At 73.0% G+C, this 13,262-nt stretch carries 10 protein-coding genes and 1 tRNA gene; 4 read left to right on the plus strand and 7 right to left on the minus strand.

What is annotated here, in order from left to right; translation table 11 throughout:
* Positions 1-14: 14 nt before the first annotated feature.
* From A949_RS0114065 to A949_RS0114075, 3 genes are all read right to left on the minus strand, one after another.
* Positions 15-989 carry an SDR family NAD(P)-dependent oxidoreductase gene (locus tag A949_RS0114065; RefSeq protein WP_019356655.1) on the minus strand — a complete coding sequence of 325 codons (975 nt, stop codon included), beginning with the start codon at positions 987-989 and terminating at the stop codon, positions 15-17.
* Between the two features lie 258 nt (positions 990-1,247).
* Positions 1,248-1,817, minus strand: coding sequence for a hypothetical protein (locus A949_RS33410; protein WP_019356656.1), 570 nt, complete (start codon positions 1,815-1,817; stop codon positions 1,248-1,250).
* The gene (locus A949_RS0114075; RefSeq protein WP_019356657.1) at positions 1,814-2,278 is read right to left on the minus strand and encodes a hypothetical protein; all 465 of its coding nucleotides are present in this window, start codon (positions 2,276-2,278) and stop codon (positions 1,814-1,816) included. The genes A949_RS33410 and A949_RS0114075 overlap by 4 nt, the downstream gene beginning before the upstream one ends.
* Before the next feature lie 567 nt (positions 2,279-2,845).
* Here A949_RS0114075 and A949_RS0114080 point away from each other — a divergent pair.
* The 4 genes from A949_RS0114080 (at position 2,846) to A949_RS0114095 (ending at position 8,572) form a co-directional block, all read left to right on the plus strand.
* Positions 2,846-4,294, plus strand: coding sequence for a cytochrome P450 (locus tag A949_RS0114080; RefSeq protein ID WP_019356658.1), 1,449 nt, complete (start codon positions 2,846-2,848; stop codon positions 4,292-4,294).
* 107 nt (positions 4,295-4,401) lie between these two features.
* Entirely contained in the window at positions 4,402-7,512 is a 3,111-nt protein-coding gene (locus tag A949_RS33415) for a non-ribosomal peptide synthetase (protein ID WP_078565432.1), read from the plus strand.
* Between the two features lie 185 nt (positions 7,513-7,697).
* Positions 7,698-7,773, plus strand: a tRNA-Trp gene (locus tag A949_RS0114090).
* A 124-nt stretch (positions 7,774-7,897) separates the two neighbouring features.
* Positions 7,898-8,572, plus strand: a complete 675-nt coding sequence (locus A949_RS0114095) for a 3'-5' exonuclease (RefSeq protein ID WP_019356660.1) — start codon at positions 7,898-7,900, stop codon at positions 8,570-8,572.
* A gap of 187 nt (positions 8,573-8,759) precedes the next feature.
* Here A949_RS0114095 and A949_RS0114100 read toward each other — a convergent pair whose 3' ends face one another.
* The 4 genes from A949_RS0114100 to A949_RS0114115 are packed head-to-tail and all read right to left on the minus strand — an operon-like array spanning position 8,760 to position 13,259.
* The gene (locus A949_RS0114100; protein ID WP_019356661.1) at positions 8,760-9,695 is read right to left on the minus strand and encodes an ROK family protein; all 936 of its coding nucleotides are present in this window, start codon (positions 9,693-9,695) and stop codon (positions 8,760-8,762) included.
* Positions 9,692-11,404, minus strand: a complete 1,713-nt coding sequence (locus tag A949_RS0114105; protein ID WP_019356662.1) for a dipeptide ABC transporter ATP-binding protein — start codon at positions 11,402-11,404, stop codon at positions 9,692-9,694. The genes A949_RS0114100 and A949_RS0114105 overlap by 4 nt, the downstream gene beginning before the upstream one ends.
* The gene (locus A949_RS0114110; protein ID WP_026004632.1) at positions 11,401-12,303 is read right to left on the minus strand and encodes an ABC transporter permease; all 903 of its coding nucleotides are present in this window, start codon (positions 12,301-12,303) and stop codon (positions 11,401-11,403) included. Before A949_RS0114110 ends, A949_RS0114105 begins: the two co-directional genes overlap by 4 nt.
* Positions 12,300-13,259, minus strand: coding sequence for an ABC transporter permease (locus tag A949_RS0114115; protein ID WP_019356664.1), 960 nt, complete (start codon positions 13,257-13,259; stop codon positions 12,300-12,302). Before A949_RS0114115 ends, A949_RS0114110 begins: the two co-directional genes overlap by 4 nt.
* Positions 13,260-13,262: the final 3 nt, after the last annotated feature.

A 13,262-nucleotide genomic window follows, 5' to 3' on the forward strand; every position in this document is an offset into this window, starting at 1 on the left:
GGGTCCGCGTTCCGTCAACGCGGCTGTGAAGGGGAGCTTCCGGCGATGAGGGCAGCGGGGTCGATGCCGGTCAGCTCACAGCTCGCGTCCCACAGCCGGGCCGCCACCGAGGTGTCGGAGAGGTGGTTCCACACCCGCTCGCTTCTCGGCTCGCCGCGCAGGCCGAAGACGCGCGGCCCCCATATGCGGTCTCCGCGCACGGCCGGGTCGAGCACTCCTCTGACGGCGGGCCACGCTCCGGCGTGCTTGCCCTGGACGAGGAGGGCCGCGGGGGCCGCGCGCAGCCGGGCGCCCGTGGTCCGCACGTGCACCGGCGGCCGGGACGGGGTGAGGGAGTCCAGCGCTCCCCCGGGATGGACGACCACGCTCTGCACCGTGCTGTCGACGGCGCGCAGACGGCGGTCGAGTTCGAGGCCGAAGTACATCTGCGCCAGTTTCGACCGTCCGTAGGTGCGCTTGGGCCGGTAGTCCGTCCGGGACTGCAGGTCGTCGAGGTCGAGCCGCTCCGACTTCGCGGCGAAGCTGCCCACCGTCACCACACGGGCCGACGGCGCGGCCGACAGCAGCGGCATCAGCCAGCGCGTCAACGTGAAGTGTCCCAGGTGGTTCGTGCCGAACATGAGCTCGTGACCGTCTTCGGTCGTGCTGCGCGGCGGATCGTCGAGCGCGACACCGGCGTTGTGGACCACCGCGTCGAGCCGCTCCACTCCCAGCGATTCCACCACTGAGCGCAGCGACGAGAGGTCCGCGAGGTCGAGCGGCACCGCCCGCACGTGCGCATCGGCGACACGTGCACGTATCGAGGCCATGGCGGCCTCGGCTTTCGCCGGATTCCGGCTGCCCAGTACGACGGTCGCTCCGGTCGCCGACAACTGCTCCGCGACGAAGCAGCCGATGCCGGCGTTGCCGCCGGTGACCAGGAAGACGCTGCTGTCCGCGCGCGGGAGCCGATGGACGTTCCAAGGCGAGGTGGCGGCTGCGGACGACATGGCGGGAGGCTCCTCTGCATTCCGGGCGGGCGACTGCACTGCTGCTGCGGCTGTGTGCCGGGCGACGTGGCATCCACTTTTCCAGTGGCCACCGACACCTCGCCTACGGATCACCGACAGCTCTGCCGCCGGCGGACGGAGGCGCTGGAAGGCGTCGCCGCGCGTCGGGGGCATCGGACGGAGCGGCCGGCCTTCGGACAGGGGTCGTGCGCGGGCGGTACGGCGGCGGGTCGCGGAGGCATCGCCGCGTCCCGTCCGCTAGGGCAGCCAGGATTCCCGCTCCGAGGAGCACGTCTCCCAAAGGCCGCTGCTGTTCTCCTCTGCGGCCGTGTACGCGCGTCGCCGTGCGGTGGCCGCCCAGGTGCAGGCCCCCGCGGCCAAGGTGAGTGAGGCGACGTCCTCCAGCGCCGCCGCCACGCAGTCCCTGCCCGCCTGCCGGTCGCGCACGGTTCGCCAGCGTTCTCCGGCGTATCCGGCCGCGACAGCCGCGGCGGCCCCCGCCGCGGCCCCGGCCGCCGTCGGCCGCTTCGCGGTGCGGCTGTTCGCGAGGACTCCCCCGGTCACCGCTCCGAGGGCGACCCGGGGAGCCAGGCCGCCGGGAGAGAGCCGGTCGGGGGTGCGTGGCGACTTGTCGGTCACGAATTCGGCCGCCGCACCTGCCAGAGCGACAGCCCGTACCCCTGGACGAGCGAGCCGGGCCGCCCAGGAGCCCGAGGGGAGGACCGCCGGCGCCGCGCACACCAACACCGTCACGCCGGAAGTGGAACGCAGACCCGTGGCCGCACCGATCAGACCGGCCCGGATCAGCGCGGGGAGCGGCGGGCTCATCGTCCCCGCTCCCGGGGGTCGAGGACTCCGCAGGTGGTGAGGCCGTGGATGAGGTGCGGTATGGCCTCGGCAGCCGAGTCACGGGCCGACCCGGTACGTGGGTCGCCGATGCCCAGGCAGGCCGGGGGAAGGTCGGCGGCGGCCATGGCCGGCGCTCCGGCGAGCAGGCCGCCGCCCCAGGCGGGCGGCCGGATGCCGACTCCGCGGGCCGGCGACCCCAGCGCCCCGGTAGGGGTGCCTGCCGGGATGCCGGACAGGGCTCCCAGGCCGGAGAGTCTGTTGTCCCGGCCGGCGTCCCCGGCGACCGGGCGCCCGATTGTGGCGCCGATCTCGTCCACCAGTGCGGCGGGGATCGTGCCGGCTGACCTGCCGCGCAGGGCCATGTCCGCGCAGGTCACGGCGTCGAGTGCGGTGGTGCCGACCGCACCGGCGGCGCAGCCGCGCGCGATGCTGCCCATCATGGGCCGCGGGGTTCCCCGGGCTCGGAGCCGAAAACCTGGCTCCGGAGCAGCCTGCCTCGTCGGCGGTGCACGGGCAGCGGTGCAGCCCGGTATCCGGCTGCCGTCGCGTCGCCGGTTCTCCTCGGCGTCCGCGGGCGACCGAGGTCGCGGACGGCATCGGTGCCGGCGTCGTCGAGGGCCGGTCGGCCCGCGCCTCGGTGGCGAAGACCGCCTCTCGGAGCGCCGGCCGGTACTCATCGCCCGGCATGCGCACGCTCGTTCGGAGGCACCGTGCACAGATTGATCATCTACAGGTATTCTGCGACCGGCTCGGCCAGTTGAGGCGGCGCGGCCGGTGACGGTCGACGTACGTCCCTCCCGGCCTTCCTGTCCGTCCCGGCAGGGCGGAACTGCGTGCCTGTGGACTGTGTCGTCTTCTCCTGGATGAGAGGTGCTGATGGCTCACCGAGAGTCGCCCGGAAGCGGAAGTTCCCTCTCCCGTCTGCCGGATGTCCAGCCTCCCGGCCGCCACTTCCCCGTCCTCCCCTTGCACGACGTGCGCACCCCCTTTCCGAACCCGGAGCCGATATGACCGCCCCCAGTTCCGACCCCGCCCCCCACGCGCCGGGGACTCCGCCTCCCGGCTGCCCCGCCCACGCCGGGGGCCAGCCCGTCGGACGGCGGCTGTACACCGAAGATGCCATCCGCAATCCCAGGGCCGTGTACGAGGAGCTGCGCGAGCAGCACGGCGCGGTGGCCCCGGTGCTGTTGCACGGCGATCTTCCGGCCTGGCTGGTGCTGGGGTACCGGGAGAACCTCAAGGCGTTGCAGACCCCTTCGGTGTTCTCGCGCGATTCGCGGTACTGGCGGGACATGGAGGAGGGGCGCGTACCGTCCGACCACCCGCTCATTCCGATCACCGCCTGGCAGCCGCTGTGCGTGTTCGTGGACGGAGAGAAGCACAGGCGGTTGCGGGGGGCGGTGACCGAGAGCCTGGACGCCTTCGAGTCGCGCGGTATCCGGCTCCATGTCACCCAGCACACCGACCGATTGGTGGACGAGTTCGCCGAAGCGGGTCAGGCCGATCTGGTGGGCCAGTTCGCGGCACAGTTGCCGCTGCGCGTGATGACCCAGCTGTACGGCATGTCGGACGAGCACGGCGGCGAGTACGGACCCGCGTTCATCGAGGCCGTGCAGGACGCTCTGCGGGGTACCGCGACATCGGCAGCCAGCAACGATTTCGTCACCCGCACACTCGACGACCTGGTGGCCCGCAAGCAGGACACACCCGCTCATGATCTGCCGTCCATGCTGCTGGCCCATCCGGCCGGGCTCTCCACGGACGAGGTCCGCGAGCACCTGCGGCTGATCCTCACGGCCGCGAACGAGACCACGGTCAACCTCCTCGCCAACACGTTGCACATGGTGCTGACCGACTCGCGCTTCCGCGCCGACCTGGCCGGGGGGCATATGACACTGCCGGACGGGCTCGAGCAAGTGATGTGGGACGAGCCGCCGATGATGACCCTGCTGGGGCGGTGGGCCGCGAGGGACACGGCTCTGGGAGAGCAGCGCATCCGTGCGGGCGACCTGCTGCTGCTCGGGCTGGCGGCCGGCAACGTGGACTCCGCGGTCCGGGACGAGGACACGCCCGTCATCGGCAACCGTTCGCACCTGGCCTTCAGCCGGGGGCCGCACGAGTGCCCCGGTCAGCAGATCGCGCGAGCCATCGCGGAGAGCGCGATCGACGCCCTGCTGCGACGGCTGCCCGACCTGCGGCTGGCCGTCCCCGAGGAGGAGCTTCGGTGGTCGTCGGCACTGATGTACCGGAACCTGGCCGCGCTGCCGGTCGAGTTCAGCCCGGTGTCACGCAAGCTTCCGGTGCTGGACGCCGATGCCGCGGGGACGCTGCGGGCCAAGCTGCCGAGCGCGGTGGCAGCAGCACCCGCGGCGCAGGGACCGGGAGCGGGTGCCGGAGGCCCGGCTGCCGGCAGGAAGAGAGCTCCGTGGTGGAAGCCATGGGCGCACCAGAGCTGAGGACGCAGGCGGTGGCACGTCGGCGCGGTGGGGCCCGGTCGGTGTTACCGGGCGATTGCAAGGCCACGAAGTAGGCCCTTCCGCCTGCCCTCTTCCGTCTGGAGCCGATGTTGGACACGAGTACGCCCGCCACTTCCCTCCCCCTCCCTTCTCTGGCCACGGCCCTGGCTGAGCGCATAGCCCGGAATCCGGATCTGACCGCAGTCGAGGACGGCTCCGAGAGCCTGACCTATGGCGAACTCGGAGTGCTCGCGGGGCGGGTGGCCGCTGCCCTCACCGCGTGCGGCATCGCGGCAGGCGATGCCGTGGGCATGCTGGGCGTACGCTCCTGGCAGGCCACGGTCACGGCAGCGGGCATCCTGGGCGCGGGAGCGGTGTGCGTACCGGTCGATGCCGACTATCCGTCCGCTCGCGCCTCCGAGATGCTCGGCGACGCCGGCGTCCGCCTGGCCGTCACCCTCCCGGGACACGCACCGCTCCCGCCGGAAGCCGGCGGACGTTTCGTGGAGTGGTACCGCTACGGGGAACTGGTGCGCAGCGGGACCGCGGGCCCCTTCCCCGCTCTGCCCGGCTCGGGGCGCAGGAGCGGGGAAGCCGCCTACGTCCTGTACACCTCCGGCACGACCGGCCGTCCCAAGCCGGTGCTCTTCCCGCACCGGGCCGTGGCCCGGCTGGCCATGGGTCCGGCGCCGTGGGCAGCGGGGGCGGGGCCGGGGGCGAAGGTGCTCCAGACGTTCGGGCTCTCCTTCGACGGCTCGCTCTTCGAGACCTGGACGACGCTGGTCAATGGCGGCTGCCTGGTGGTCGCCGACCGCCGGACCCTCCTGGACACCGAGGCGCTGTACGGGACCGTGCGTCAGAAAAGCATCACCCATGCCTTCCTGACGACCAGCCTCTTCCACCACACCGCGCGCTCGCGGCCGGACGCCTTCGCGCCGCTGGAGATGCTGCTGATGGGCGGGGAGGCCATGGACCCGGCCCTCACCCGTGCGGTGTGCGATGCCGGACGTCCACGTCACCTGATCAACGGTTACGGGCCGACCGAGGGCGGCATCATGGCCACTGCGCACGACGTGCCGCGGCCGCCGGACGATGCCGCCCAGGTACCGATCGGGCGTCCGGTGGCGGGCAGCACCGTCCTGCTGCTCCGCCCGGACGGTACGCCGGCGGACCCCGGCGACGAGGGCGAAATACACATAGGCGGCCCCGGGGTGGCCCTCGGCTACCTCAACCGGCCCGAGGAGACGGCTGCGGCTTTCGTCGCCCACGGTTCCGGCGGCTCCGCGGAGTTGCCGGGTCAGCTCTACCGCACGGGCGATCGAGCCCGGTGGGCGGGCGACGGACTGCTGGAGTTCCTTGGGCGCACGGACCGGCAGGTGAAGGTCCGGGGCTTTCGTGTGGAGCTGGACGCCGTCGAGGCGCAACTGCGCTCCCTTCCGGGGGTGGCCGAGGCCGCAGTCGTCGTGCGGACGAACGACGCGATAGGAAAAGGGCTGAGTGCCTTCGTCACCCCCGCGCGCGGAGACCGGCCCCCCGAGCCGGGAAGCCTGCGCGCGGAGGCCGGCACCCGGCTGCCCGCACACGCCGTTCCGGCCCCGATCACCGTGCTCGACCGCCTCCCCCTGACCCGCAACGGCAAGATCGACTACACCGCGCTCGCCCGCTCCGCCGACGGCGTGGAGGCGCCCGCACAGGCGAACGCGGACGCACAGGATCCGCTGGCCGGCATCTGGGCCGATGTCCTGGGCATGCCGGTCACCGGAGCGACGGACTTCTTCGCCGCGGGCGGGAACTCCCTCCTGGCCGCCCAAACCGTCACCCGCACGCTCACGGCCCACGCGCTGCCCGCTTCGCGGTTCGACCCGCTGCTCCGGCAGTTGCTCACGGCACCCACCCTGACCGCCTACCGCGCAGCCGTGCACGCGGCACCCGCCGCGCCTGCGGCAGCGGCTCTCGCGCACTTCGAGGAGGACGCGCAGCTGGTTCTCCCCCCGCGCTCCCCCGACTCCCAGCGCGCACGGCCGACGCTCCCGCTCGGCACAAGAGGAGGTGAGGTGCTGCTGACCGGCGCCACCGGATTTCTCGGTGCCTTCCTGCTGGACCGGCTGGTGCGCACCACGAACGTGACGGTGCGCTGTCTGGTGCGTGCCTCCGACGAGGACAAGGCGCTGCGCCGTATCGAAGACGCCGCCCGCAGGTATCTGCTCCCGCAACCACCGGCGGACCGCCTCCGCGCGGTGCCCGCCGACCTGTCGCAGCCGGATCTGGGACTTCCCCCGGGCGTGGCGGAACATCTCGCGAACTCCGTCGACCTCGTGCTCCACAACGCCGCACACGTCAACTTTCTCTATCCCTACGCACAGTTGCGGAACACCAATGTGAGAGCTGTGCGCGCCCTCGTCGACCTGGCCGCGGCCCGGAGGGTGCCGCTGCACTACGTCTCCACGACCGCGGTCTTCGCCGGAAGCGGTGTCGGCGGCGTACCGGAGGTGGACGAGTCCACACCGCTGAGCCATCCCGAACTGCTGAGCATGGGGTACCCGGAGTCGAAGTGGGTGGCGGAGCGGATGCTGGCGCAGGCAGCCGCCCAAGGGCTGCCGGTGACGATCCACCGGCCTTACGAGATCACGGGGGACAGCCGCACCGGAGCCTGGAACACCACGACCGCCATCTGTGCCGTCGTCGATGCCGTCGCCCGGCTGGGGGCCGTCCCCGAAGTGCCGCTGCCGCTGGATCTGGTGCCTGTCGACCATGTGGCGAGCGCGATCACCCGCATAGCCATGCAACTGCCGCACCTGGGCGGCGCCGTGCACCTGACCAACCCCCGGCCCGCCATGCTCGCGGACATGGCCGAGCGGATGCGGGCTGCCGGCCACACGGTGCGGACGGTGCCCTACGGCGAATGGGTCGACATGCTGGGCGAGCATGTCCGCGACCATCCCGCGGCCCCGATCGCGCCCTTCCTGCCGCTGTTCGTCACTCCCGCCCGGGGCGCGGACTTCTCGGTCAAAGAGATGTACTTCGACAGCGTCTTCCCTGAGATCCACCGGACTCGTACCGACGAGATCTGGCCTGACTGGGCCCGTTCCTGCCCGCCTGTGGACGCGGCGCTGCTCGACCTGTATCTGGCCTGTCTCCGCGGAGACGGGCTGCTCCAGTCGGTCGCGGTGTCCGCGAAGGGCCCCGATGCGGAAGCGGCCCCCGCTTCGGGGCCGTAGCCCTGGCACGGAGAGTTGCCGCTCCGCCGGTGCCCGGAGGGGCGGGCCTCCTCGCGGGCACCCGGCTCCTCCGTGCCCGGACTGCCGGAGAGGATCCACGGTCGGCAGCACTCCGCTCGGCAGCCGTGACCGCGGAAACTCCCTGGCGGTCCGCCCGCCCGGGATGCCAGGCTGAAGCGTGCCGGAGGGGTGTAGCTCAGCGGCCAGAGCGCCGGTCTCCAAAACCGGATGCCGCAGGTTCGACTCCTGCCACCCCTGCCACCACGTCCTTGCCACGGGCCGGTTCCCCGGCGACGGGGCCTGCGGCAAGGGGCTGCCGTGTCGTGACACGCTCGGCGCGCCGCGGTAGCGGTGGTCCGGAGATGATCGGGCAGGATGCCGCGGGATGGGAAGCCTGATCGGGAATCTGCGCGGCACGACCTTCGTGGTGATCGACTTCGAGGCGCTCACTCCGGCGGGGCGTCCGGCCGAGCCCACCGAGGTCGCGGCTCTCGCCCTGGTCGTCCGCGGAGGGCGGCTGGTGGAGGACGGCCGCTTCGCCTCCTTGATCCGGCCTCCGTCGGATGTGCCGGTCACGGCGCGGGACCTGGCCGGCGGCATGACCGAAGCCGCTCTGCGCAGCGCACCGCCGCCGGCCGAGGTCCTCGCCGGACTCGAGCGGCGCCTGACGTCGCCGCCCTACCGGCTCGTCGCCCAGCACGCCTCCACGGAGGCCGGGCTGATCGCGCGTCAGGCCCCGCACTGCCCCACCCTCGGCGCCGCCCCGATGCTGGACACGCTCAGGCTGGCCAAGCGGGTACTGCGCGGCCTGTCCTCGTACGGGCTGGACGCGCTGCTGCGGCACTACGGCATGCCGCCGCCTCGCGGGCGGCACCGGGCGATGCCGGACGTGGAGGCGACCGCCGAGGTCTTCCGGCGGCTGCTGGCCGACGGAGCGCGGGCCGGTCACTGGTCCACACTCCTCGACCTCGATGTCGCAGCCGGCCTGCGGCCGAAACCCGCCGCCACGGCCGCCGAGGACCTCCCCGTGCAGGGCGAACTGTTCGGCCCCGGCCACTGACGCGGGCAGGCACACCGTTCTCGCGGTGCCGTTGCCGACGGCTGCGACCGGCCGCGACCGCACGGTCGGGCACGCCTTCCGCCCGGATCGGGCTCGCCGGGAGGACGCCGTCGGGCGCACCGGCGGTGCTGTCCGGTGCGCCCGCCGTCGGCTCCCGCGGGAGCCGACGGGTCTCCGCCGTGCGGTCTCAGACCAGGGCGCCCGCGGTCAGTTCCCGGCGGGCCCTGGCCGCCGCGCCCACCGGGATCGCGTCGGCGCCCAGTGCCGCCCGCACCAGCCGGACCGGGTGGCCGCTGACCGGCGGCTCGGCCGCCAACTGCTCCCGGATCAGGGGCTCCAGCAGCGACCAGGCACCGCTGACGCCGCCGCCGACCACCACCGTGGTGACGTCGACGAGGCCCGCCGTCATCGTGATGGCCCGCGCGAGGCCCCCGGCGGCGGCCCGGTACACCGCGAGGGCGTCCGCGTCGCCGTGTCCGGCGGCGGCGGCGATCTCGCGCGCGGTGAGCCGGCGGCCGGTGCGCTCGGCGTACCGGGCGCACAGCGACCGCCCGGAGGCGAGGGTCTCGAGGTGGCCGCGGCCGCCGCAGGTGCAGGGCAGGTCGCCGAATCCGGGGATGTGCCCGATCTCGCCCGCCGCGCCGTGCGGCCCGGGGAACAGTGCGCCGCCGGTCCACAGCGCCCCGCCGACGCCGGTGCCCAGCGTGATGCCGAGTACGTCGGTCTCGCCGCGCACGGCGCCGCCGTACACCTCCCCGTACAGGAAGGCGTTGACGTCGTTGTCCAGGAAGGCCGGGACGCCGAGTGCCGACGCGACGGCGTCGGCGACGGCGAAGCCCGCCCAGCCGGTGAAGGAGTCGCTGGCCACCAGGATGCGTCCGGCGGCGGAGTCGACGACGCCGGCCGCACCGGTGCCGACGCCGGCCAGCCGCCCGGGGGTGCGCTCCAGCAGCGGGGCCAGCACGCCGAGCGCCTTGCCGATCATGGCCTGGCCGCCGTCGGACGCCGGGGTCGCCGTCCCGGCGCGGTCCAGGACGGTCAGATCCTCGGCGCAGAGCACCACTTCGGTGGTGGTTCCGCCGATGTCCACCCCGGCGAAGAGGGTGCGTTCCCGGGGGGTCAAGCCCTCGCCTCCGTCCGGCCCGCTGCCAGGGTGGCCAGGCGTTCGGCTCTGCGGCCGCGCTGCACCACCGGGTCGGGCACCGGCACGGCGGCCAGCAGTCTGCGGGTGTAGTCGGTCTCCGGCCGCAGCAGCGTGCTGCCGGTGTCGCCCTGCTCCTCGACGCGGCCGGCACGCATCACCACGACGCGCTGTGCGAAGTGCTGGACGACGGCGAGGTCGTGGGAGACGAAGAGGCAGGCGAAGCCGAGTTCGGCCTGGAGTTCGGAGACCACTTCGAGGACGGCTTCCTGCACGCTGACGTCGAGCGCGCTGGTGGGTTCGTCGGCGACCAGGAGCCGGGGCTCCAGCACCAGGGCGCGGGCGAGGCTGACCCGCTGGCGCTGCCCGCCGGACAGTTCCCTGGGGGCCCGCCGCGCCACCTCGCGCGGCAGTCTGACCCGGTCCAGGACGGTGGCGACGCGGTCCTGGCGCTCCCGCGCGTTCAGTCCCCGGCGGTGCACCCTGAGGGGTTCGGCGACGCATTCGCCGACGGTCATCCTGGCGTCCAGCGAGGCCACCGGGTCCTGCAGCACCACGCCGATGCCGGCCCGCAGCGCCCGACGGGCCCGGGAGCGGGTGCGGGCCAGGTCGGTGCCGAACAGCGAGACGGTGCCCTCGGTCGGCGTGACCAGGCCGAGCGCGACCCGCGCGGCGGTGGACTTGCCGGAGCCGGACTCGCCGACCAGGCCGAGGGTCTCGCCCTGGCGCACGGCGAGGGAGACACCGTCCAGCGCCCGTACGGCGTTCCTGCCGCGTCCGAAGACGACGGAGACGCCGTCCAGTTCGACGACCGGTTCGGCCCCGGCGGCGGATGCGGCGGGCCGTGCGGCCTGCGGCGGGCTCTGGTCGGCGACGGAGAGGCGCGGCACCGCGGCCAGCAGCCGCCGGGTGTATTCGTGGGAGGGGCGCAGCAGCACGTCCTCGACGGGGCCGGTCTCCACGAGGGTGCCCTGGTACATCACCGCGACCCGGTCGGCGAAGTCGGCGACCACGCCCATGTTGTGGGTGACCAGCAGCACGCCGGTGCCGGTCTCGGCGGCGAGGCGGCGCAGCAGGTCGAGGATCTCGGCCTGCACGGTGACGTCCAGTGCGGTGGTCGGCTCGTCGGCGATGAGCAGTGCGGGTTCGTTGGCGATGGCCATGGCGATGACGACGCGCTGGCGCTGGCCGCCGGAGAGCTGGAAGGGGTAGGCGGAGGCCCGCTTCTCCGGTTCGGGGATGCCGACGCGGCGCAGCAGGTCCACGGCCTCGGCGGCGGCTTCCTTGGCGGAGACGCCGCGGTGGTTGCGGACGACCTCGGCGATCTGCTTGCCGACGCGGGTGAGCGGGTCCAGCGCCGTGGCCGGTTCCTGGAAGACCATGGAGACGGTCCGGCCGCGCAGGCCCGCGAGTGCGGACTCGCCGGCGCCGATCACCTCGGTGCCGGCGACGGCGGCGCTCCCGGTGGCGCGGGCGTTGCCGGCGAGCAGGCCCATCGCGGCGAGCGCGACGGTGGACTTGCCGGAGCCGGACTCGCCGACGAGGGCGAGGGTCTCGCCGGGTTCGACCAGCAGGGACACGCCGCGGACGGCGGGCACCTCGCCGGACTGGGTGGTGAAGACGACGCCGAGGTCGTCGAGTTGCAGGATGGGCCCGGCCGCCGGTGCGGCGGGGCGTTCGGTGGCGGTCATCCGCGTCCCCTCACGTCGAATGCGTCGCGGAGCCCGTCCCCGATCGCGTTGAACGCCCACACCACCAGGATGATGGCGAGGCCCGGCGGCAGGATGAGCCACCAGTAGCCGGAGTAGGCGGCGGTGAGGCCGGCCGACAGCATGCCGCCCCAGTCGGTGGACGGCGGCTGGACGCCCAGGCCCAGGTAGGAGACGTAGGCGACCAGCAGGATCGCGTCGGCGATCTGGAAGGTGGCCGCGACGACGATGGTGGAGACCGAGTTGGGCAGGATGTGCCGGGTGATGGCCCTGGAGTGGGTGCCGCCGATGGCGCGCAGCGTCAGGACGTAGTCGCGGTTCTTCAGGGTGAGTGTCTCGGCGCGGACCAGCCGCGAGGGCACCAGCCAGGAGACGAAGCCGAGGATGAGGACGAGGCCGCCCAGGCCCGGGGTGGTGATGGCGGAGACCACCAGCAGGATGAAGAGGGCGGGAATGGCGATGCCGGCGTCCACGATCCGCATCATGACGGCGTCGACCCAGCCGCCGGCGTATCCGGCGGCTGCGCCCCACAGGGTGCCGATGACGGTGGCCAGGACGCCGGCGGCGAGGCCGACGGTCATCGACACCTTGCCGCCGTACATCAGCCGGCCCAGTTGGTCGTGGCCGACGGCGTCGGTGCCCAGCCAGTGTGCGCCACTGGGGGCGAGGTTGACCTGCTGGAGGAGGGTGTGGGTCTGGTCGGTGGAGTAGACCAGCGGGCCCGCGAAGCAGAACAGGACGAAGAAGACGACGAACCCGAGGCCGACGACGGCGAGCCGGTTGCGCAGGAAGCGCCGGACAGCCAGCCGGGTTCCCGACGTGGCGGGCTCCGGGGTGGTGGCCGTTCCGGGGGTGCTGCCCGGCTGCATGACTGTGCTCATGACCGGCCTGCCTTCACTCGGGGGTCGATGATCCGCTGGACGATGTCGGCGAGCAGCGTGCCGGTCACGGTGGCGACCGCGATGATCAGCACGCAGCCGAGCAGCACCGGGTAGTCGGAGGACTGTGCGGCGGTCCAGAAGAGCAGACCCATGCCGGGGTAGTTGAAGAGCTGCTCGACGACCAGGGCGCCGCCGAACAGCACCGGCACGTAGTAGCCGAGCATGGCGACCACCGGGGTCAGCGAGTTGCGGAAGACGTGCCGCCACAGGATGGCCCGGGAGCGGGAGCCCCCGGCCCGGGCCGTCCTGACGTAGTCCTCGGAGAGGTTCTCCAGGGTGGCTGCGCGCATGTAGCGGCTGAAGACGGCGACCATCGAGGCGGCGCCCGCGACGACGGGCAGCACCAGCCCCTGGGGGTAGGCGAGCACGTCGCCCAGGGTGTGTCCCTGCGGGGCCTGGGAGGGGAACCACGGCAGGGCCTGGCTGAACACCAGCACCAGGATCAACCCGAGGAAGTACACGGGCGTGGAGTAGGCGATGAAGCTCAGCGTGGTGATGACGTAGTCGACCGGCTTGTTCCGCCGCACTGCCTGCCACATGCCCAGCGGCACGGCCAGCAGCAGGCCGACGACCGCGGAGAGGACGGTCAGCAGCAGGGTCTTCGGCAGCCGCTCGGTGATCAGCTGCGACACCGGCTCGTTGAGGGTGTAGGAGGTGCCGAGGTCGCCGTGTGCCAGTTGCCCCAGGTAGTAGAGGTACTGCACGGGGAGGGGCTTGTCGAGGCCCTGCTCGTGGTCGAAGGCCGCGATCTGCTGTGCGGTGGCCTGCGGCCCGAGGATCCCGCGGGCGGGACCCCCGGGCAGGGCGTGCAGCAGGGCGAAGACCACGATCGTCACGATCAGGATGACCGCGGCGGCCTGCAGGACGCGCCTGATCAGGTATGTGGGAGTGCTCATGTG

The sequence above is a fragment of the Streptomyces sp. AA1529 genome (assembly GCF_000280905.1).
GTDB lineage: Bacteria > Actinomycetota > Actinomycetes > Streptomycetales > Streptomycetaceae > Streptomyces.

What these genes read in the sequence shown, in the direction of transcription:
- A949_RS0114115 (WP_019356664.1), bottom strand. Translation starts at nt 13,259, where the DNA reads ATGAGCACTCCCACATACCTGATCAGGCGCGTCCTGCAGGCCGCCGCG.
- A949_RS0114080 (WP_019356658.1), top strand. Translation starts at nt 2,846, where the DNA reads ATGACCGCCCCCAGTTCCGACCCCGCCCCCCACGCGCCGGGGACTCCG.
- A949_RS33410 (WP_019356656.1), bottom strand. Translation starts at nt 1,817, where the DNA reads ATGAGCCCGCCGCTCCCCGCGCTGATCCGGGCCGGTCTGATCGGTGCG.
- A949_RS0114110 (WP_026004632.1), bottom strand. Translation starts at nt 12,303, where the DNA reads ATGAGCACAGTCATGCAGCCGGGCAGCACCCCCGGAACGGCCACCACC.
- A949_RS33415 (WP_078565432.1), top strand. Translation starts at nt 4,402, where the DNA reads ATGTTGGACACGAGTACGCCCGCCACTTCCCTCCCCCTCCCTTCTCTG.
- A949_RS0114065 (WP_019356655.1), bottom strand. Translation starts at nt 989, where the DNA reads ATGTCGTCCGCAGCCGCCACCTCGCCTTGGAACGTCCATCGGCTCCCG.
- A949_RS0114095 (WP_019356660.1), top strand. Translation starts at nt 7,898, where the DNA reads ATGGGAAGCCTGATCGGGAATCTGCGCGGCACGACCTTCGTGGTGATC.
- A949_RS0114075 (WP_019356657.1), bottom strand. Translation starts at nt 2,278, where the DNA reads ATGATGGGCAGCATCGCGCGCGGCTGCGCCGCCGGTGCGGTCGGCACC.
- A949_RS0114105 (WP_019356662.1), bottom strand. Translation starts at nt 11,404, where the DNA reads ATGACCGCCACCGAACGCCCCGCCGCACCGGCGGCCGGGCCCATCCTG.